We start from the raw sequence: 21,029 nt of genomic DNA, 5'->3' as shown, positions 1-21,029 counted from the left end.
CGCTTTATTATGCGTCGTTTAAGCCCTGCAAATATCACCTGGCTGAAAGTAGTCATCTATCTTGCCGCCATTTTGCCGTTTTTCTGGCTCGTGCTTTCTGTCGATCAGGGCTGGTTCAGCGCCGATCCGGCGAAAGATATTCAGCATTTTACCGGCAGGATGACGCTGAAATTTTTGCTGGTGACGCTGCTGGTCACGCCCGTCGCGCGCTACGGCAAACAGCCGCTGCTGATCCGCACCCGCCGTTTGCTGGGGCTGTGGTGTTTTGCATGGGGATCGCTGCATCTGCTCAGTTATTCGTTTCTGGAGCTGGGCATCAGCAATATCCGCCTGCTCGGCAGTGAACTGATTTCACGCCCGTATCTCACGCTGGGGATTATCAGCTGGATATTGCTGCTGGCGCTGGCCTGCACCTCGACGCTGTGGGCACAGCGCAAAATGGGCGCATCCTGGCAAAAGTTGCATAACTTTATCTATCTGATCGCCGTTCTTGCGCCGATCCACTACCTTTGGTCGGTGAAAGTGTTGTCGCCACAACCGATCATTTACGCAACACTTGCCGTCATCTTGCTGGCTTTTCGCTACAAAAAATTCCGCCAGTGGCTGCGATAAGTGCCGGAACTTTTCTGTGTTCAGACCCTCAAAATTCAGGTAATCCTCCTCTCATTCTCAGGACGAGGGTTGATTATCTTCGCTGATAAGACCAGTATTTAGCTGCGAATTGCCACGATATCATTATAATGCCCGACCTCATGCCGAAGAGACGGGTCGATTTGCCGCGAAATAGGTGACAAATCGGTGACATCAGGGTATTTTCTACAATCTTTGTCTAATTGCCGGAGATAGGCTCACAATGGCGCATAAGTTTGACATTTTGCTTCTTAACGGTCCTAACCTGAATTTGTTAGGCACCCGTGAGCCTGAAACGTACGGACACACCACGCTCAACGATATTGTTAAAGGTTTGGAAGTTCAGGCTGCTGCCGCTGATGTGGCACTGAGCCATCTGCAATCGAACGCAGAACATGTCCTGATTGAACGCATTCATCAGGCACGCGGAAATGTCGATTTTATCTTGATCAATCCCGCGGCCTTTACCCATACCAGCGTGGCGCTGCGCGATGCATTACTGGGGGTGTCGATTCCGTTTATCGAGATCCATCTGTCGAATGTACATGCCCGTGAAGCGTTCCGGCATCATTCCTATCTTTCCGACATCGCAGTGGGCGTTATTTGCGGACTTGGCGCAGATGGCTACCACTTTGCATTACAGGCAGCGGTTAACCGCTTGTCAAAAACCCACTAATTTCTACGCAAAAAGAGTACGGAATCACACCCATGGATATTCGTAAAATTAAAAAACTGATCGAACTGGTTGAAGAATCAGGTATTTCTGAACTGGAAATTTCTGAAGGTGAAGAGTCAGTTCGTATCAGCCGTGCTGCACCTGTGCAGGCTTATCCTATGATGCAACAGGCTTACGCAATGCCTGCACAACCACAGCCAGGTCTGGCTGCTGCGGTTGCGCCAGCTGCTGCGCCTGTAGAAGCGGCTCCAGCTGCAATCAGTGGTCACATCGTTCGCTCTCCAATGGTGGGTACGTTCTACCGCACGCCAAGCCCTGACGCAAAAGCCTTCATCGAAGTGGGTCAGAAAGTCACCGCGGGCGATACCCTGTGTATCGTTGAAGCGATGAAAATGATGAACCAAATCGAAGCAGACAAATCCGGTGTTGTTAAAGCAATTCTGGTAGAAAGCGGCCAACCGGTTGAATTCGACGAGCCGCTGGTCGTCATCGAATAACGAGGCGTTCCATGGTAGATAAAATTGTTATCGCGAACCGCGGCGAGATTGCCCTGCGTATTTTGCGTGCCTGTAAAGAAATGGGCATCAAAACCGTTGCTGTGCACTCCACCGCTGACCGTGACCTGAAACACGTGCTGCTGGCAGATGAAACCGTCTGTATCGGTCCCGCACCTTCAGTAAAAAGCTATCTGAACATCCCTGCCATTATCGCGGCGGCGGAAATCACTGGCGCGGTGGCTATCCACCCTGGCTACGGTTTCCTGTCCGAGAATGCGGATTTCGCAGAGCAGGTTGAACGTTCTGGTTTTATCTTCATCGGCCCGAAAGCTGAAACTATCCGCCTGATGGGTGACAAAGTTTCTGCGATCCACGCGATGAAAGCGGCTGGCGTACCTTGCGTACCTGGCTCTGACGGCCCGTTGGGCGACGACATGGATTTAAACCGTGGCTTCGCTAAACGCATCGGCTATCCGGTCATCATCAAAGCCTCTGGCGGCGGCGGTGGTCGTGGTATGCGCGTTGTGCGCAGCGACAAAGATCTGGAACAGTCCATCAACATGACCCGTGCTGAAGCCAAAGCGGCTTTCAACAACGACATGGTTTACATGGAAAAATACCTGGAAAACCCACGTCACGTGGAAATTCAGGTACTGGCAGATGGTCAGGGCAACGCCGTTTATCTGGCTGAACGTGACTGCTCCATGCAGCGTCGTCACCAGAAAGTCGTGGAAGAAGCGCCAGCACCAGGCATTACGGAAGAACTGCGTCGTTTCATCGGCGAACGTTGTTCCAAAGCTTGTGTGGATATCGGCTACCGCGGTGCGGGTACTTTCGAGTTCCTGTACGAAAACGGTGAGTTCTTCTTCATCGAAATGAACACCCGTATCCAGGTTGAGCATCCGGTTACCGAGATGATCACCGGTGTGGATTTGATTAAAGAGCAGCTGCGCATTGCGTCCGGCCAACCTCTTTCAATCAAACAAAGCGACGTGCATGTCAAAGGCCATGCGGTGGAATGCCGTATTAACGCGGAAGACCCAAACAACTTCCTGCCAAGCCCGGGCAAAATCACCCGTTTCCACGCACCAGGCGGCTTCGGTGTTCGTTGGGAATCGCACATTTACGCGGGCTACACTGTGCCTCCGTACTACGATTCCATGATTGGTAAACTGATCACTTACGGCGAAACCCGTGAAGTGGCCATTGCCCGCATGAAAAATGCGCTGGCTGAGCTGATCATCGACGGCATCAAAACCAACATTGAACTGCAAATGCGTATTATGGACGACGAGAACTTCCAGCACGGTGGAACCAATATCCACTATCTGGAGAAAAAACTCGGTTTGCAGGAAAAATAAAAAAGATCGTACCGTTGCGTACTCTCTTATCAAGGCCGGATATTCCGGCCTTTTTTACGTTTTGGGGGACAGGAAAATGATCACTGATAAGCGTTTTCTGCAAGCAAACCGCGAAGCCCGCTGGGCCTTTGGGCTGACGATCGCCTATCTGCTGGCCTGGTGTTTTGCGGCCTATATTCCAGATGATAAACAAGGTATTACCGGGTTGCCGCACTGGTTCGAAATGGCCTGTCTGCTGGTGCCTCTGGTCTTTATTCTTTTGAGCTGGCTGATGGTTCGCGTGATTTACCGCGATATTCCGCTGGAGGATCAAGATGCAAATTGAAGTTTTATTGCCGCTGATCGCCTATTTGCTGCTGGTTTTCGGCCTGTCGGTGTATGCGTATACCCGCCGTCAGCAGGGCAATTTCCTGACCGAATATTTCCTCGGTAACCGCTCTATGGGCGGTTTCGTTCTCGCGATGACCCTGACCGCCACTTACATCAGCGCCAGTTCCTTTATCGGCGGTCCCGGTGCGGCGTACAAATTTGGCCTCGGCTGGGTATTGCTGGCGATGATCCAGTTGCCCGCCGTGTGGCTGTCGCTGGGCGTTCTCGGTAAAAAATTCGCGATTCTGGCGCGCCGTTATAATGCGGTCACGCTCAACGATATGCTGTTCGCGCGCTATCAGAGCCGTCTGCTGGTCTGGCTGGCAAGCCTGAGCCTGCTGGTGGCGTTTCTGGGCGCGATGACCGTGCAGTTCATCGGCGGCGCACGTCTGCTGGAAACCGCAGCCGGAATTCCCTACGACACCGGCCTGCTGATTTTCGGCATCAGTATCGCGCTGTACACCGCATTTGGTGGCTTCCGCGCCAGCGTACTCAACGATGCCATGCAAGGTCTGGTGATGTTGCTGGGCACCATTTTGCTGCTGTTTGCCGTGATCCACGCCGCCGGTGGCCTGCATACTGCCATCGACAAACTGCAACAGATCGACCCGAAACTGGTTTCCGTTCACGGCGGAGATGACGTTCTCTCGCTGCCGTTCATGGCATCATTCTGGATTTTAGTGTGCTTTGGCGTTATCGGCCTGCCACATACTGCCGTTCGTTGTATCTCTTACAAGGACAGCAAAGCGGTGCATCGCGGGATTGTGCTCGGCACGATTGTGGTCGCAGTATTGATGCTCGGTATGCATCTGGCCGGTGCACTTGGACGCGCCGTTTTGCCGGATCTGAAAATTCCGGATCAGGTGATCCCGACGCTGATGATCACCGTGCTGCCGCCTTATGCTGCCGGGATTTTCCTCGCCGCACCGATGGCCGCCATTATGTCGACGATCAACGCGCAGCTTTTACAGTCGTCTGCGACTATCGTTAAAGACTTATACCTCGGCATCAAGCCGGAACAGCTGGCGAATGAGCGCAAGTTAAAACGCTTTTCGAGCTGGGCCACATTTGTGCTGGGTTTACTGGTTCTGCTGGCCGCCTGGCGTCCGCCGGAAATGATTATCTGGCTTAATCTGCTGGCCTTCGGCGGGCTGGAAGCCGTGTTCCTGTGGCCGCTGGTGCTCGGTTTATATTGGGAGCGTGCGAACGCGACAGGTGCGCTGAGCTCAATGATTGTTGGCGCGGTTTGTTATACCCTGCTCGCCAGTATCGACCTGCACATCGCCGGTCTGCATCCGATTGTGCCGTCGCTTTCGCTGAGTCTGCTGGCGTTTTATATCGGCAACAAATTTGGCTCACCGGCGGGCGAAACCGCACTGAAGCCGTCCTGACAGGGCGGCCCTGATTTTTACAGATTGTTAAGAAGAGAATGGCTATGCCTTGGATCCAACTGAAAATTAATACCACCGGTGATAACGCGGAAACGCTGAGCGACGCGCTTATCGACAGCGGTGCGGTGTCCGTCACCTTCCAGGATACGCACGACAATCCGGTGTTTGAGCCGCTGCCGGGCGAAACCCTGCTGTGGGGCGATACCGACGCCATCGGCCTTTACGACGCAGAAACCGACATGGAAGAAGTGGTCGCCATGCTGGAAAACGAACCGCTGCTGGGCAAAGGCTTCGTGCATAAAATCGAACAGCTCGAAGACAAAGACTGGGAACGCGAGTGGATGGACAACTTCCACCCGATGCAGTTTGGTCAGCGTCTGTGGATTTGCCCGAGCTGGCGCGATGTGCCGGACCCGACCGCAGTTAACGTGATGCTGGATCCGGGTCTGGCGTTCGGAACCGGGACGCACCCGACGACCGCGATGTGCCTGCAATGGCTCGACAGTCTGGATCTGACCGATAAAACCGTGATCGACTTCGGTTGTGGTTCCGGCATTCTGGCGATCGCCGCACTGAAATTAGGCGCTAAACACGTCGTCGGGATCGACATCGATCCGCAGGCGATTCAGGCCAGCCGTGATAACGCCGAACGTAATGGCGTTTCTGAGCGCCTGTCGCTGTATCTGCCAAAAGATCAGCCGGAGAACCTGTCTGCCGACGTCGTGGTCGCCAACATTCTGGCAGGCCCGCTGCGTGAACTGGCTCCGCTTATCAGCGTCCTGCCGGTTGCCGGTGGTCATCTGGGGCTGTCGGGCATTCTGGCCAGCCAGGCGCAAAGCGTGGTCGATGCTTATCATGATAAGTTCGAACTGGATGCGGTTGCCGAGAAAGAAGAATGGTGCCGTATTACGGGCGTTAAAAAAGCCTGATTTGTTTCATACAGCCCTTTCTGTTTGTGCAGAAAGGGCTGGTTTTATCCGAAAACCTTCCCCCACGCCCCTGTCACTCTGTTCGCTGCCCGTTAAAACCCTTAGTATCAGCGTGGTTTTTTTACTCCATGTTATGAAAGGGATAATTCATGAAACGCGCATTACTGTCAGTTGTGCTGGCCGCTTTTACATTTTCGACTTACGCCAGCGAAACCCCGCACTGGTCTTACGATGGCGATGAAGCCCCGCAAAACTGGTCAAAGCTCAGCCCGGATTTTCATCTTTGCGAACAGGGAAAAATGCAGTCTCCCATCGATATCAAAGATGCATTGAAAGTGCATGCGCACCCGCTGGACGTCCGCTACACATTACCGCCGGTGAACGTGGTCAATAACGGTCACAGCGTGCAGGTCAATGTCCGGGAAGGTGATTTTATTACGCTGGATGGCGAGAAGTTTGTTCTTCAGCAATTCCATTTCCATGCACCCAGTGAAAATACCCTCAACGGTAAATCCTTCCCGATGGAAGCGCATTTTGTTCATATGGATGCCGACGGTGAAATTGCCGTGGTGGCGGTGATGTTTGAAACCGGAGCCGCCAATCCTGAGCTGGAAAAAATCTGGCAACAGATGCCGGAAAAAACGGGTGAGACCGTAACACTTAAAAGCAACGTCGCGCTGTCCGCATTGCTGCCAAAAGACCTGACGCATTACCGTTATAGCGGATCGCTGACCACGCCACCCTGTACTGAAGGTGTTCGCTGGCTGGTCATTAAACAGCCTCAGACGCTGTCTGAGCAGCAGTTGGAGAAATTCCAGCATGTCCTTCACCATGCAAATAACCGCCCCGTACAAAGCCTTCACGGCCGCGTGATCGTCGCGGAATAAAAACCTCAGTGCATCAGGGCTACAGAAGAGGCTTTTGTCGCCCTGAATCCTTTCCGAAAACAAGATGTCATCCGAACGTAAATTGAGTCACTTTTTGACCAAAACGCGATCTGCATCACGGAATTTTGTGGTAGTTGCTGCTTAAAACGGCAAATCAACCCTTAGAATCAACTGTTATATCAGGATGTTTCAGAGAGATATTAGGAATTTGCCCAAGCGCACAATTTGACCGGTGTCACATAACTCAATGTAAAACCAAGATAAAAGACAAAACCACACTGCATTTTTCCTTTGGCAAGGCTTTTTCTTATTAAATTGCTCAAAGTTTGGCCTTTCATATCGTGGCGAAAATGCGTAATATACGCGCCCTTGCGGACATCAGTATGGTCATTCCTAGTTCATGCGCATCGGACACATCCAGCTTACAAATTGCCTGATTGCGGCCCCAATGGCCGGTATCACTGACCGACCATTTCGTGCCTTATGTCATGCGATGGGGGCTGGGATGGCAGTATCTGAAATGCTCTCCTCCAATCCGGAGGTGTGGCGTACGGATAAGTCACGTTTGCGCATGGTACATAACGATGAACCGGGGATCCGCGCCGTGCAAATTGCCGGTTGTGACCCCGAAGATATGGCGGCTGCTGCACGAATTAATGTGGAAAGCGGTGCGCAAATCATTGATATCAATATGGGCTGCCCGGCCAAGAAAGTGAACCGCAAACTGGCAGGATCTGCATTGTTGCAGTATCCGGATTTGGTCAAACAAATCCTCACTACCGTTGTGAATGCGGTAGATGTGCCGGTCACGTTGAAAATCCGTACTGGATGGGCACCGGAACACCGTAACTGTGTACAAATTGCCCAATTGGCTGAAGACTGTGGAATTCAGGCCCTGACTATTCATGGCCGAACCCGTGCCTGCCTCTTCAATGGAGAAGCAGAGTACGACAGTATTCGGACAGTTAAGCAGAGTGTTTCCATTCCGATTATCGCGAATGGCGACATAACTGACCCGCATAAAGCCAGGGCGGTACTCGACTACACCGGAGCTGATGCTCTGATGATAGGACGTGCCGCTCAGGGGAGACCCTGGATCTTCCGGGAAATCCAGCATTATCTGGACACAGGGGAGCTGTTACCTCCACCGCCTATGGGTGAGGTTCAGCGCTTGTTAATAGGGCACGTACGGGAATTGCACGACTTTTACGGTCAAGGCAAGGGATTCCGTATCGCCCGTAAGCACGTTTCCTGGTATCTCCAGGAGCATGCCCCAAATGACCAGTTTCGGCGCTCCTTCAACGCCATAGAGGATGCCAGCGAACAGCTGGAGGCGTTGGAAGCATATTTCGAAAATCTTGCGTAACAAAAAAGAGCTGACAGAACTATGTTCGAACAACGCGTGAATTCTGACGTACTGACCGTTTCTACCGTAAACTCACAAGACCAGGTGACTCAAAAGCCTCTGCGTGACTCGGTAAAACAAGCACTTAAGGGCTATTTCGCTCAATTGAATGGTCAGGACGTGAATGACCTGTATGAGTTGGTATTGGCTGAAGTTGAACAGCCACTGTTGGACATGGTGATGCAGTACACCCGTGGCAACCAGACTCGTGCGGCCCTGATGATGGGTATCAACCGCGGTACGCTGCGTAAGAAACTGAAAAAATACGGCATGAACTGATACTAATCAGTCGTTGTCTTGAAAAGGCGCTTTTCCGCAAGGAGAGCGCCTTTTTTGTTTTTATCCTTATCAGACAATCTGCTGCCTTAAAACTTGCTTAAAACTTAACCCAGATCAACCCAAATGAGAATAATTCTCTCCTTAGGTCAACGATTAGGAATTACTTTATAGAGACAAAAAAAACGTCTCTGGGAGTAACAATAATGAAGCAACTTTATAACCGTTTTACCACTGCGCTGAACAAACCTGATCTCGCCATTTTACTGCTGCGAATCACTTACGGCCTGCTGATTTTCCATGGCTGGCACAAGTTGCATGACGGTCTTGGCGGTATCCAGGGCATGTTGGCCGGGTACGGCATTCCGGCGTTCGTGGCATATGGTGTGATTATCGGAGAAGTGATTGCCCCGATCATGATGATTTTGGGGATTTTCACCCGTCTGGCTGCGTTGTCGGCGGCGGCAACGATGATCGTGGCCTGGCTGATGGTTGGCATTAACCACACTTTCGCGCTGTCCCCGGTCGGTGCGTGGGCGATTGAAGATATCGTGTATTACTTCATGACAGCCGTCGTGATTGCGCTGTACGGCTGCGGCCGCTATTCCGTTATGAGTAATCCGTTATACCGCTAATTTTCCCTCTCAGCGTGTTTCCCCCGAAGCACGCTGCGTTTTCCGGTAAGGTATGATTAAACTTCCGAAAAACAGTCTCTTCTTTCCACAACGCTTTCGTTAAAACGGCCAAAAATGGGCGTAAATAAACGGTAAAGAGTGCGCTTATCGGAAAACTCCCCTCTCCGGTTAGAGAGCCCATCATGCTATACTTTCGCTAAGAGTCGTGTTCGCTCCGCTCAACGCCTATGGAAAGCCCTTCAGCTTCGCGATCCCGCCTTTTAGCACTGTCTGTACAAAGAAAAGTTGCGTCAACTTGTGTCGTTTTCAAAACGTTTTTGAGCGCCCGTTGTCCCAGTCTTTGCCAGACAATCGGTATCGCGACTGCGCTATTTCCTTGCGCGTTACCCCCGTTTTTTATGCAGATGATTAGGCTTTTATGACGTCTCCTCGCTTTAGTGCATCATTCTTACGCCCGCGCTACTGGCTCACCTGGTTTGGCCTGGGTGTCCTGTTCCTGCTGGTTCAGCTTCCTTACCCGATCCTTTACCGGCTCGGTAACTGGCTTGGCCGCACGTCCATGCGTTTTCTGAAACGTCGTGTGTCGATTGCCCGCCGCAACCTGCAACTGTGCTTCCCGGATCTGCCTGCTGATCAGGTCGAAGCCCGTATTGTCAGCAATTTTGAATCGCTCGGCATGGGTTTGCTGGAAACCGGAATGGCCTGGTTCTGGTCTGATGCCCGCGTAAAACGCTGGTTTGACGTGAGCGGCCTGCAAAACCTGAAAAAGGCGCAGGAAAACAATCAAGGCGTGCTGGTTATCGGTGTTCATTTTATGTCACTGGAACTCGGCGGCCGTGCGATGGGTTTATGTCAGCCGATGATGGCGATGTACCGTCCGCATAACAATAAAGCGATGGAATTTGTGCAGACCTGGGGTCGACTGCGTTCGAACAAAGCGATGCTGGATCGCAAAGATTTACGCGGCATGGTTCATGCGCTGAAAAAGGGCGAAGCCGTCTGGTTTGCACCGGATCAGGATTACGGTCCGCGCGGCAGCGTCTTCGCACCGTTGTTTGCCGTGGATCAGGCCGCCACCACCAGCGGCACATTTATGCTGGCACGTCTGGCAAAACCGGCGCTGGTGACGGTGGTTCTGATACGTAAGCCTGACGGAAAAGGTTACGAACTGGTGATCCAACCGCAGCTGGAGGATTACCCGATTGACGACGAAATGGCCGCAGCCGCTTACATGAACCGTGTGATTGAAAAAGAGATCATGCGGGCGCCAGATCAGTATCTCTGGTTGCACCGCCGCTTCAAAACACGTCCGGCGGGAGCGCCTTCGCTTTATCGATAGCCGCTGACGCAATAAGATATCAGGCCCGATGCACACTGCATCGGGCTTTTTCGTTGAAAAACTAACGCGAGACTCATCTTCTTATGGCTAAAAAACCCGATGCGACACCTTCCATCTTTGACCATCTCAAAGATGACGACAGCTTCGATCTGTGGGGACGTTCAGGCCTCAGCACTGCCCTCAATAATGCCAAAGCGAAAGCGCCGGATAACGACCAGATCGCTGCTGCACGCAAATTAATTAAGGGCGACAAAAAATAAGACCGGATAAAGATGTCAGGCCGCCTCCGGGAAACCCACCTTGCGTGGGTTTTTTAATGCCCGCTGTGCAACAAAAAATGCGATTGAAAACTTTTCAAACGACAAAGTAATCCCATTTCTGTAACCTCTCTTTTTACCTGCCCTGGAGAGAAGTGATGAAAACTTTAGTACGTCTGGCGCTGGTCGGAGATTACAACTCCGCGTTTACAGCCCATCAAGCTATCCCCCTTGCCATCGACCTCGCAGCACAACACTTCAGCATTGAAATACACGCCGACTGGCTCGCCACCGACACCATTACCCCTGAAATTCTCAACGATTACGATGCCTTCTGGACCGTCCCCGGCAGCCCGTACCGTTCAACAGAAGGTGCGCTGAGCGCCATCCGTTTTGCCCGTGAGAATCGTAAACCGTTTCTGGGCACCTGCGGCGGATTCCAGCATGCCATCATTGAATACGCGCGAAACGTCATGGACTGGCAGGATGCCGGACACGGCGAAACCGACACCGAAGGCCGTCTGGTGATCAGCGCGCTGTCTTGCGAAATGGTCGAAGTCAAAAGCGAAATTACGTTTGTGCCGGGCAGCATCCCCGCACGCGCTTACGGCAAACTGGAAGCCGAAGAAGGCTATCACTGCCGCTACGGTATCAATACAGAGTTTCAGGCCGCGCTGGAAACTCAGCCACTGAAAATGGTCGGCCACGATGCCGCCGGCGAAGTTCGCGCCATCGAATTACCGGGACATCCGTTCTTTGTCGCTACATTGTTCCAGCCCGAACGCGCCGCACTAAAAGGTCAGCTTCCGCCGCTGGTGGCTGCACTCATAAAGTCCGTACTCTGAACAACACCCTTTCAAACTGTCTCTCAGGCCTTCGGGTCTGAGGGATGACTTCATCGTTACGCCTCATTTTTTAACCCAATATGACGCCCTGTTTCCCCCGGCTTCAAAGACCGCGATCTGCACTCCAATATTGAAATATACCGCACCGTTTTAAGGCGCTCACATTGACCGCGCACCCAAACGGGGCAATAAATTTTATAACGCCCATCAATGTTACTGTGCAAAACCTCAAGGTGACTTGATTGATCGGGCGTTTTGAATGTTGGCACTCCCTTTGCAAAGACAGGTGCAGAGGGCGTTGCCCCATAAACAGACAGGGTGCTCCGGCACTCACACAATAATAATTTTCAGTTTGTCTCACAGGACGCTTAATGAAAAAAATATTGCTCTCGACGCTGATTGCCGCAGCAAGTTTCGTGACTCTGGCTGGCCAGGCTCACGCAGGTACCACTTTGGATGCTGTTAAAAAGAAAGGATTTGTTCAATGCGGTATCAGTGACGGCCTGCCAGGCTTCTCCTACGCTGACTCCAAAGGCAAATTCACCGGTATCGACGTTGACGTCTGTCGCGCGGTGGCGGCTGCCGTGTTTGGTGATGCGGAGAAAGTGAAATATACCCCGCTGACCGCAAAAGAGCGCTTCACCGCCCTGCAGTCTGGCGAAGTGGATATCCTGTCCCGTAATACCACCTGGACCTCTTCCCGCGATGCGGGCATGGGGATGATCTTCGCCGGCGTGAACTACTACGACGGTATCGGCTTCCTGACCCACAAGAAAGCGGGTCTGAAAAGCGCGAAAGAGCTGGACGGCGCAACCGTTTGCCTTCAGGCCGGTACGGATACCGAGCTGAACGTAGCCGATTACTTCAAAGCGAACAAAATGACCTATACGCCGGTGACCTTCGACCGTTCAGACGAAAGTGCGAAAGCGCTGGACTCAGGCCGTTGCGATACCCTGGCATCCGACCAGTCACAGCTTTACGCACTGCGTATCAAACTGGGCAAACCTGACGACTTCATCGTTCTGCCAGAAGTTATTTCTAAAGAACCTCTGGGCCCGGTCGTGCGTCGTGGTGACGAAGACTGGCTGGCCGTTGTCCGCTGGTCTCTGTATGCCATGCTGAATGCCGAAGAGATGGGCGTGACGTCTAAAAACGTTGATCAACTGGCCGCTAACCCGACCACGCCAGACATGAGCAACCTGCTGGGCAAAACCGGGACTTACGGTGCTGACCTGAAAGTGCCGAATGACTGGGTCGTGAAAATCGTTAAACAAGTCGGTAACTACGGCGAAAGCTTTGAACGCAACGTCGGTCAGGGCAGCGAGCTGAAAATCAAACGTGGCCAGAACGCCTTGTGGAATGCAGGCGGGATTCAATACGCACCACCTGTCCGCTAATTTTATCCTTCGTACTTGACGTTGCAGCGGCGTTGGCGGCACTCGGTCACCCGAATCACTGACCCGTGTCAGCTCATCGGGATTCCCTCCCTTGCCGCCTTGCTGCAACGCCAATTACTTTGGATAAACAAAAGTTGAGTCTGATAAAGGAAGCTGATGTACAGGCCGTTCCCCGGTGCATCACTTCCACTGTTTTACCCGCAGGTCGAGGTTTTTTATGTCGCAACGCCCAACCGGAAAAGGATCGTTCTCGCTGACCAACCCAGCCGTACGAGCCTGGATTTACCAAATTTTCGCGGTGGTGTTGCTGGTAGCCTGTGTCGGTTACCTGCTCCACAACACCATTACCAATCTAACGACGCGAGGGATCACCTCGGGATTTGCGTTTCTTGAAAAAGGTGCCGGTTTCGGCATTGTTCAGCATCTTATCGATTTCCAGGAAGGCGACACCTACGCACGCGTATTTGTTATCGGTCTGCTGAATACATTGCTGGTTTCCGCGCTGTGTATCGTTTTCGCTTCGATTCTCGGCTTCATTATCGGGTTAGGACGTCTCTCCGATAACTGGCTGATCCGTAAAGTTTCAACGGTATATATTGAGACTTTCCGTAATATTCCCCCGCTGCTGCAAATCTTCTTCTGGTACTTCGCCGTGTTGCGAAACCTGCCGGGGCCGCGTCAGAGCCTGAACGCTTTTGACACGATTTTCGTCAGCAACCGTGGTCTGTATTTGCCGTCACCGGAACTGGCACCGGGCAGCCTCGCGGGCTTTATCGCGCTGCTGCTGGCGATTGCCGGGATCCTGGCGCTGAAACGCTATAACCATTTCCGTCAGATCCACACCGGACGCGTCTGGCGCATCTGGCCGTGGGCTGTCGTGATGCTTATCGTCCTGCCGGGGCTGGCTCACCTGATTTTCGGGCCCGCGCTGCACTGGGATATGCCTGCGCTGCGCGGATTTAACTTCCGTGGCGGCATGGTGCTCATCCCGGAACTGGCCGCGCTGACGCTGGCGCTGTCGGTCTATACCTCCACGTTTATCGCGGAAGTGATCCGCTCCGGCATTCAGTCGGTCTCGCACGGTCAGCATGAAGCCGCCCGTTCGCTCGGCCTGCCGAATCCGGTGACGCTGCGTCAGGTTATTTTGCCGCAGGCGATGCGGGTGATTATTCCGCCGCTGACCAGCCAGTATCTGAATATCGTGAAAAACTCCTCGCTGGCGGCCGCAATTGGCTATCCGGATATGGTGTCACTGTTTGCCGGTACCGTACTCAACCAGACCGGTCAGGCGATTGAAACCATTGCCATCACGATGTCCGTTTACCTGATTATCAGCCTGATCATCTCCTTCCTGATGAATATTTATAACCGGCGTATTGCGCTGGTCGAGCGTTAAGGGAAAACCATGACGATGACAACACTTCCTCCCGGAGTCAGAGCCGTCAAGCCCGGTACGCCAGTCGGGACTGCCGTGCTGTGGGCGCGCAAAAATCTGTTCTCCAGCTGGTTTAACAGCCTGCTGACGCTGTTTTGTATCTGGCTGATGTGGCTGGTGATCCCTCCCCTGCTGAACTGGGTGATATTCCAGGCCAACTGGGTCGGGACTGCAAGAACGGACTGCACCAAAGCCGGGGCGTGCTGGGTGTTTATCCACGCGCGCTTCGGGCAGTTCATGTACGGGCTGTATCCGTTTGATCAGCGCTGGCGTATTAACGTCACCCTGATTGTCGGTCTGCTGACGCTGGCACCGATTTTCTTCAAAGCGATGCCGCGCCGCGGCCGTTACATCACGGCCTGGATTGTTCTGTTCCCGATTTTCACCTGGATCATGCTGTACGGCGGATTATTGGGTCTGAGCCTCGTCGAAACCCGCCAGTGGGGCGGACTGACGCTGACGCTGATCATTGCCGCCGTCGGTATCGCCGGTGCGTTACCGCTGGGGATTTTGCTGGCGCTGGCACGACGTTCGCGTCTGCCGATCGTGCGCATTCTGTCAGTGATTTTCATCGAGTTCTGGCGCGGCGTGCCGCTGATCACCGTGCTCTTCATGTCCTCGGTGATGCTGCCGCTGTTCATGACCGAAGGGACCAACATCGACAAACTGGTGCGCGCACTGGTGGGTGTGGTGCTTTTCCAGTCGGCGTATGTCGCGGAAGTGGTGCGTGGCGGTTTGCAGGCACTGCCAAAAGGCCAGACAGAAGCCGCCGAATCGCTGGCGCTCGGCTACTGGAAAACGCAGGGTTTAGTCATTCTGCCGCAGGCGCTGAAAATGGTGATACCGGGTCTGGTCAACACCATCATCGCGCTGTTTAAAGACACCAGTCTGGTGATCATTATCGGTCTGTTCGACCTGTTCAGCAGCGTCCAGCAAGCCACCGTCGATCCTGAATGGCTCGGCATGTCGACCGAAGGCTACGTCTTCGCCGCTGCCGTCTACTGGATTTTCTGTTTTAGCATGTCGCGTTATAGCCAGCATTTGGAAAGACGCTTTCACACCGGGCGATCCGCACACTGAGGTAAACCATGAGCGACCATCAAGTCACTGAAAAACAAAATATGATGATCACGCTGGAAAACGTGAACAAGTGGTACGGACAGTTCCACGTATTGAAAGACATCAATCTGAACGTAAAACCGCGCGAACGTATCGTCCTGTGCGGCCCTTCCGGCTCCGGTAAATCAACGACCATTCGTTGCATTAACCATCTGGAAGAGCATCAGCAGGGGCGCATTGTGGTGGACGGCACCGAGCTGAATGATGATTTGCGTAACATCGAGCGCGTGCGCACCGAAGTCGGAATGGTCTTCCAGCACTTCAACCTGTTCCCGCATCTGACCGTGCTGCAAAACTGCACGCTGGCTCCGTGCTGGGTGCGTAAGATGCCGAAGAAAGAGGCGGAAGAGCTGGCGATGCATTACCTCAAACGCGTGCGTATCGCCGAACATGCCAACAAATTCCCCGGTCAGCTTTCCGGCGGACAACAGCAGCGCGTGGCGATCGCCCGTTCGCTGTGCATGAAACCGAAAATCATGCTGTTTGATGAGCCAACGTCTGCGCTCGATCCGGAAATGGTGAAAGAGGTGCTCGACACCATGATCACGCTGGCCGAAGAAGGCATGACCATGTTGTGCGTCACGCATGAAATGGGCTTTGCGAGAACGGTCGCCGACCGGGTGATCTTTATGGATCGCGGGGAGATCGTGGAAGAGGCGCCACCGCTGGAGTTCTTTGCCAATCCTAAGTCGGCGAGAACGCGGGAGTTCTTATCGCAGGTTATTCATTAAGCTGAGGCCGCAGCTTGAAGCGGCTTTTCAGGCTGGAAAGGTGAAAATTTCGGTTTCTTACGGACGGTGATCGCTTAACTCGCTGTGCCGAAACCGACCAAAAGAGGGAAGTGCTTTCCCTCTTTTGGATTTCTCCCCGCTTTTTACTCCGCGCTGTCGCTGTGACGACGGACGTATTTCGCGACACCCGCGTGTGGCGCAAATCTTGCCGCTTCGCGGTACCTTCACTCGGTGTTCGAGACTCAGGTCTCGAAACACTCAATCAGCAAGATTTTGAGCGCGCCATAGGGGCTTTTTTGAAAGAAAAAACCGGGCCGTTTCAATTACTTTTTTCTAACCAAATACAGCGTTATAGAGATTCCATTTTTTCAGGTGGCCGACGTACTGCAAGGGCTGGACGGGGGTGAACGAGGAAATATCGCCTTCACGCATGTGGAGTAAATCGGCGGGCGAAATCCATAATGCGTTTGAAACGGTAATCGGGTTGCCTGCGTAATTGAATGCTTCAATCACAAACTGCGAACAGAAGAATGTCTCCTGCGTATCCGCCGGATCGCCAATCTGAACGGTGGCAAGCGTATCAAAACACTGGCTGCGGCCTTTGCCGAAGAACACCGGTAAATCGCACACCCGGCGGGACAACGTATACGGCGCGATAATCACGATGCCTTTGTAGTTATATTTCTTCCCGCGTTTGCTTTGCGCGAAGAATCTTAACCGTTGCAGCTGTTCATCGTTAAATCCTGGGTTACGCAAACTCACCATGGAATTACTGTGGGACAACGCCTGTTCCAGAGAAACAATCTGCACGCCCTCACCCACGGCTTCAGCGACTTCCCCATTCCCGAGATAAACCGACGCATGGCTGACGCCCGAAAGGCTGAACAAGCGGATCCCCAGCGACGTCACGCCCGTCGTCGAGGAAAGCAGAATATCGCCAGGTTGAAGCTGCTCCGCGCCGATGGTCACCGCGTCATTGCTCTCAAGCGTTGAAATACGCTGCATGTGTAGCGCCGTTTTACTGGCCGAAGGCTGCAACGTCGCCTGCTGGGAAATATTCGTCTGCGTACTGCATCCCGATAGCCATAAAAGACCGGCGAAAAACGCCGACCGGTTCAGATAAATCATTTTGCATCCTTGCCATGAATTATAGAAATTCCATATGTTCTTTTTATTAAGATTTTTCCCGCATATACAACAGCTTCGCAGAAAACATAACCGCCGCATTCTAGCAGAAAAAATAAACAAAACATCCCCCCATCACCGGTGCACCATTCCATTCCTTTATAAAAATTTTACGCCGCCAACTTTAATCTTTATGTTGCCGATATATCATTTCATCGGGGCATAAATTAATCTGATTGAATCGCCGAAAGGTATGCGTGAAAGAAAAAGATGAATCCGACATTCAAGCCTTCATTATTAAAATACTCACCTGCTTTATTCAACGCTCCGGTGGTTTCAAAATTGGTGGCTAATGAAAGCCAGCTTACACTTGAAAACACGATAACCGATAATAACAGCGCTTTTCGTCAGGAAGCAGAACGTTATTTATTAAAAAACCCAAATACGAAACATATTGATGTTTATCTCAATGACATCAACGGTTCGTTCCGTGGGAAAAGAATGAATATCACCTCGCTGCTCTCACTGGAAAAAGGCGCTTACTTTCCTCAGTCCGTGTATTCCATGGATAAAGAAGGAAAAGTACAAAGTACGCTGAATGATGATCTGGCGGTGAATGAACCGGACAGAATATGTTTTCCTGTTGCAGGAACACTTCGCCCGTGCGGCCATAATCCCGCTGAAAATGCACAGATATTACTGACGATGAAAAACGATCAGGGAAATCCCTATGCGTTTGAACCTCGTATTATTCTTGCCAACGTATTACGTAAATTCCATGAGCATGGATTATACCCGGTGATCGCGCCCGAAATTGAGTTTTATCTCGAAGACGCCCAGAAACGTAATATTCAGAATTCAGGGTGTTTTCATTTAGCCGTTCCGTCAGAGCACGCCGCCTTTATTGAAGAGCTGGAGACGATGGCAGCACTGCAAAATCTGCCTTTATCGGGCATTGTGTGTGAAGCAGAAGCCGGTCAGTTTGAGCTAAACCTGCAACACTCCGGACAGGTGGTGGACATTTGCGAGCACGTTCTGGCGCTTCGCCGCTTAACCAGTATCGTGGCCCACAAGTTCGGGTTTAACGCCAACTTCATGGCAAAACCGTATTCGCAGATGTCGGGCAGCGGCCTGCATTTTCATATCAGCCTGAACGACGAACAGGGCAATAACGTTTTTGCCTCCGGCGATAAAAACCTGAATGAGATGATGCGCCTTTGTCTCGCCGGAATGCTTAACCTGATGCCTGCGTCTATGGCAATTCTGGCACCCAACGTCAACGCATTCAGGCGATTACGTAAAAATCTGAATGAGCCGCTGTTCAGTTCCTGGGGCGTAAACCAGCGTTCGGCGGCATTACGCATTCCCTGTTCAGGTGAAGCGCATCGCCGCATTGAGTACCGTCTGGCGGGGTCAGATGCCAACCCTTATCTGGCGATGGCCACCATACTGACGGGGATGCTTTACGGGCTGGAAAAAATTGAAGACGACCCGGTCGCCGACCTCACGGCCTGCTCGCCGGTGTTGCCGTTATTCCAGCAGCACGCCCTTGATGAATTCCGGCAATGCCCGTATTTAACCTCGGCGCTGGGTGACGCGTTTTCCCAACAGTGGATCCAGACCAAACTTTCTGAACTGACGTGGTTCGAAAGTATCGTCACCCCAGAGGAAAGTACATTTTCCTATTAAGTTATTTTCTTATTAAACAGTGATGCCGTACTGCCCTGTTCTCGGGTGAAAAAAAGGCTTCCCGCACCGTTCGCGGGAAGCCTTTTATGGCAGATTGACGCCGAAAAACCGTCATTTCAGACTTCTTTTTCGACCAGCAACGCTTCCAGCAAATCGAGGTCGTGCAGCAGTTTTTGCAGCGTTTCGTTACTGATTTTCTGTGTCGCGCGCAGATGATAAAGCTCACCGCGTTCGGCCCGCAGCGCGGTCAGACGGAAACGGCGCTCTAAGTTTTCGAGCTTCAGCGCGGTTTCCATATCATCGCGATTCGCCGTCCGCCGTCGCAGCGTGCCTATCACGCGGGAACTGATTTCCTTCAGCGTCTGTTCGTCGATGTTCTCTTCGGTGTCCGCCGCCAGACGTTCTTCCATCTTATGCAGGCTTTCGATCGCCACTTCTGCCGCCACGGATTTCGCCATTCGCTCTTCTTCGCGATACGTCGTTCCGTCGGCCACCACCACGCCTTTGAGCAGGAACGGCAAGGCAATCACACCGGCAATCAGAGAGAATAAAATGACGCCCGTCGCCAGGAACACGAGCTGATAACGCGACGGGAAGGCCGAACCGTCGGCGAGGAACAGCGGGATCGACAGCACACCGGCGAGGGTAATCGCCCCGCGAACACCGGCAAACGACGCAACCCACAGCTCACGCGTACTGTAGCTGCCAAACAGCAACGGTTTCTTTTTCAGGAAGCGGTTGCTGAAGTTTTTCATCACCCACAGCCAGACGAAACGCAGGATCAGCAGCGCAAAATAGATAATCCCGACGTCGGCAAACAGGTGCCAGGTGACGATTGACGGGTCATGTGTGGCCTGATCAATCGAATTTTCCAGAATGCCCGGTAACTGCAAACCGAGCATGATGAACACCATGCCGTTGAACACGAATTCCAGCATCGCCCAGACGCTGTTCGCGCGCAGACGCATCGCCAGCGGTGCGTTACGGATAATGCCCGACTGACTGATGGTCATCCCGGCGGCGACCGCGGCCAGAATGCCCGACACGCCGATGTGTTCAGCAATCAGGTAAGACGCGAACGGCAGCAGCAACAGGAAAACGATTTGTGTCGCCGGGTCATCGCCGCTCCAGCGGCTCATAATGCGCAGCGATTTACTGTACAGCCACGTCACCGCAACACCCGCCATCAGGCCGCCGATAGCGACTTTGAGGAACTCAACGGTCGCGCCGCCGACGGTGAAAATCATGGTGCCCATCGCCACGGCGATAGCAAATTTCAGTGACACCAGGCCGGACGCGTCATTCATCAGTGCTTCACCTTCGAGCACGCCCATGATCGACTTCGGAATGCGGCCCTTGCCCACAATCCCGCCCAACGCCACGGCATCGGTGGGTGACAGCACCGCTGCCAGCGCAAACGCCGCAACCAGCGGAATATCCGGCACCATCATATAAATCAGATAACCGATACCGACGACGGTGAGCAACACCAGCACCAGCGCCAGCCCGAGAATTTCGCGCCCGTGGTGGAGGAATTCACGGGTCGGGGTTTTCCAGCCATCAGCAAACAGCAGCGGCGGAATGAAGAGGACGAGAAACAGTTCCGGATCGAAATCCACATGCAGGCCAAAACTCGGCACAGCCAGTACCGCACCGACGGCAATCTGCATTAATGGAAGAGGAACCTGAAACGGCAACATTCTGGTGACGACACCGGAGAGCGACACCACCAGAATCAAAATCAGAATGGTAAAGAAGATTTCCATGCTTTCCTTAGACTCTTGTTTTTATGATTTCAATCAGACGGGGTCTGACACATACAGGGGGAATAGTAGATCAAAAGGGGACATGATTTAAATCGATGCGTGCGGTTGGGGGCTGCGCAGAGCTGTTTTAGAACCAAAATCAAAACCTTGAGTTGCCACTCACAGTGGCTTTAAAGTCAAAACCTTGGGCTCGCCGCCCAAACTGGCCCAAAGGGTTTTAAACGAAACCCTTTGGAATCCTGCGTTTTTTTAACTGCGCGCTGTCGCTGG

The 21,029-nt window shown here is 52.7% G+C and carries 21 protein-coding genes; 19 read left to right on the top strand and 2 right to left on the bottom strand.

The features are described 5' to 3' along the window. The first annotated feature begins 9 nt into the window (after nt 1–9). The 18 genes from msrQ to BV494_RS18835 all read left to right on the top strand — a co-directional run bounded on the left by msrQ (nt 10) and on the right by BV494_RS18835 (nt 16,179). Nucleotides 10–612 (top strand): protein-methionine-sulfoxide reductase heme-binding subunit MsrQ, encoded by a 603-nt coding sequence (gene msrQ, locus BV494_RS18915; protein WP_104924227.1) that lies wholly within the window; start codon nt 10–12, stop codon nt 610–612. 241 nt (nt 613–853) lie between these two features. Continuing rightward, nucleotides 854–1,306, top strand: coding sequence for a type II 3-dehydroquinate dehydratase (aroQ, locus tag BV494_RS18910; protein WP_013577295.1), 453 nt, complete (start codon nt 854–856; stop codon nt 1,304–1,306). Between the two features lie 32 nt (nt 1,307–1,338). Continuing rightward, the gene (accB, locus tag BV494_RS18905; RefSeq protein WP_104924226.1) at nt 1,339–1,803 is read left to right on the top strand and encodes an acetyl-CoA carboxylase biotin carboxyl carrier protein; all 465 of its coding nucleotides are present in this window, start codon (nt 1,339–1,341) and stop codon (nt 1,801–1,803) included. An 11-nt stretch (nt 1,804–1,814) separates the two neighbouring features. Beyond that, nucleotides 1,815–3,164, top strand: coding sequence for an acetyl-CoA carboxylase biotin carboxylase subunit (gene accC / locus BV494_RS18900; RefSeq protein ID WP_104924225.1), 1,350 nt, complete (start codon nt 1,815–1,817; stop codon nt 3,162–3,164). 76 nt (nt 3,165–3,240) lie between these two features. Then, a complete protein-coding gene (locus BV494_RS18895; protein ID WP_104924224.1) occupies nt 3,241–3,489 on the top strand; it encodes a YhdT family protein in 249 nt (82 codons plus the stop codon). Further along, on the top strand, nt 3,479–4,924 hold the full coding sequence (gene panF, locus BV494_RS18890) for a sodium/pantothenate symporter (RefSeq protein ID WP_104924223.1): 1,446 nt from the start codon (nt 3,479–3,481) through the stop codon (nt 4,922–4,924). Before BV494_RS18895 ends, panF begins: the two co-directional genes overlap by 11 nt. A gap of 44 nt (nt 4,925–4,968) precedes the next feature. Then, the gene (gene prmA, locus BV494_RS18885) at nt 4,969–5,853 is read left to right on the top strand and encodes a 50S ribosomal protein L11 methyltransferase (protein WP_104924222.1); all 885 of its coding nucleotides are present in this window, start codon (nt 4,969–4,971) and stop codon (nt 5,851–5,853) included. Between the two features lie 149 nt (nt 5,854–6,002). After that, entirely contained in the window at nt 6,003–6,740 is a 738-nt protein-coding gene (locus BV494_RS18880) for a carbonic anhydrase (protein WP_104924221.1), read from the top strand. 400 nt (nt 6,741–7,140) lie between these two features. Then, on the top strand, nt 7,141–8,106 hold the full coding sequence (dusB, locus tag BV494_RS18875) for a tRNA dihydrouridine synthase DusB (protein ID WP_104924220.1): 966 nt from the start codon (nt 7,141–7,143) through the stop codon (nt 8,104–8,106). Between the two features lie 21 nt (nt 8,107–8,127). Further along, nucleotides 8,128–8,424 carry a DNA-binding transcriptional regulator Fis gene (gene fis / locus BV494_RS18870; protein ID WP_004097144.1) on the top strand — a complete coding sequence of 99 codons (297 nt, stop codon included), beginning with the start codon at nt 8,128–8,130 and terminating at the stop codon, nt 8,422–8,424. A 203-nt stretch (nt 8,425–8,627) separates the two neighbouring features. Further along, a complete protein-coding gene (locus BV494_RS18865; protein WP_104924219.1) occupies nt 8,628–9,056 on the top strand; it encodes a DoxX family protein in 429 nt (142 codons plus the stop codon). A 418-nt stretch (nt 9,057–9,474) separates the two neighbouring features. Continuing rightward, the gene (lpxP, locus tag BV494_RS18860) at nt 9,475–10,395 is read left to right on the top strand and encodes a kdo(2)-lipid IV(A) palmitoleoyltransferase (RefSeq protein WP_104924218.1); all 921 of its coding nucleotides are present in this window, start codon (nt 9,475–9,477) and stop codon (nt 10,393–10,395) included. An 83-nt stretch (nt 10,396–10,478) separates the two neighbouring features. Next, nucleotides 10,479–10,655 carry a hypothetical protein gene (locus BV494_RS25895; protein WP_192938031.1) on the top strand — a complete coding sequence of 59 codons (177 nt, stop codon included), beginning with the start codon at nt 10,479–10,481 and terminating at the stop codon, nt 10,653–10,655. 155 nt (nt 10,656–10,810) lie between these two features. Next, nucleotides 10,811–11,497, top strand: a complete 687-nt coding sequence (locus tag BV494_RS18855) for a CTP synthase C-terminal region-related (seleno)protein (RefSeq protein ID WP_104924217.1) — start codon at nt 10,811–10,813, stop codon at nt 11,495–11,497. Nucleotides 11,498–11,868: 371 nt separating this feature from the next. Beyond that, nucleotides 11,869–12,894 (top strand): amino acid ABC transporter substrate-binding protein, encoded by a 1,026-nt coding sequence (locus BV494_RS18850; RefSeq protein WP_104924216.1) that lies wholly within the window; start codon nt 11,869–11,871, stop codon nt 12,892–12,894. Nucleotides 12,895–13,111: 217 nt separating this feature from the next. Continuing rightward, nucleotides 13,112–14,290 (top strand): amino acid ABC transporter permease, encoded by a 1,179-nt coding sequence (locus tag BV494_RS18845; protein ID WP_104924215.1) that lies wholly within the window; start codon nt 13,112–13,114, stop codon nt 14,288–14,290. 9 nt (nt 14,291–14,299) lie between these two features. Next, a complete protein-coding gene (locus BV494_RS18840; protein ID WP_416119772.1) occupies nt 14,300–15,409 on the top strand; it encodes an amino acid ABC transporter permease in 1,110 nt (369 codons plus the stop codon). Between the two features lie 8 nt (nt 15,410–15,417). Further along, the gene (locus tag BV494_RS18835; protein ID WP_101074916.1) at nt 15,418–16,179 is read left to right on the top strand and encodes an amino acid ABC transporter ATP-binding protein; all 762 of its coding nucleotides are present in this window, start codon (nt 15,418–15,420) and stop codon (nt 16,177–16,179) included. Between the two features lie 333 nt (nt 16,180–16,512). Here BV494_RS18835 and BV494_RS18830 read toward each other — a convergent pair whose 3' ends face one another. After that, a complete protein-coding gene (locus tag BV494_RS18830) occupies nt 16,513–17,307 on the bottom strand; it encodes a YaeF family permuted papain-like enzyme (protein WP_192938030.1) in 795 nt (264 codons plus the stop codon). Nucleotides 17,308–17,574: 267 nt separating this feature from the next. On the opposite strand from BV494_RS18830, the gene BV494_RS18825 reads away from it, so the two are divergent. Then, entirely contained in the window at nt 17,575–18,993 is a 1,419-nt protein-coding gene (locus tag BV494_RS18825) for a glutamine synthetase family protein (RefSeq protein ID WP_104924213.1), read from the top strand. Between the two features lie 116 nt (nt 18,994–19,109). On the opposite strand, the gene BV494_RS18820 is transcribed toward BV494_RS18825, so the two are convergent. Next, a complete protein-coding gene (locus BV494_RS18820) occupies nt 19,110–20,759 on the bottom strand; it encodes a Na+/H+ antiporter (RefSeq protein ID WP_104924212.1) in 1,650 nt (549 codons plus the stop codon). Between the last annotated feature and the right edge of the window lie 270 nt (nt 20,760–21,029).

It is taken from the genome of Rahnella sikkimica (assembly GCF_002951615.1).
Taxonomy (GTDB): Bacteria; Pseudomonadota; Gammaproteobacteria; order Enterobacterales; family Enterobacteriaceae; genus Rahnella; species Rahnella sikkimica.
This window is presented reverse-complemented; position numbering and strand designations above follow the sequence as displayed.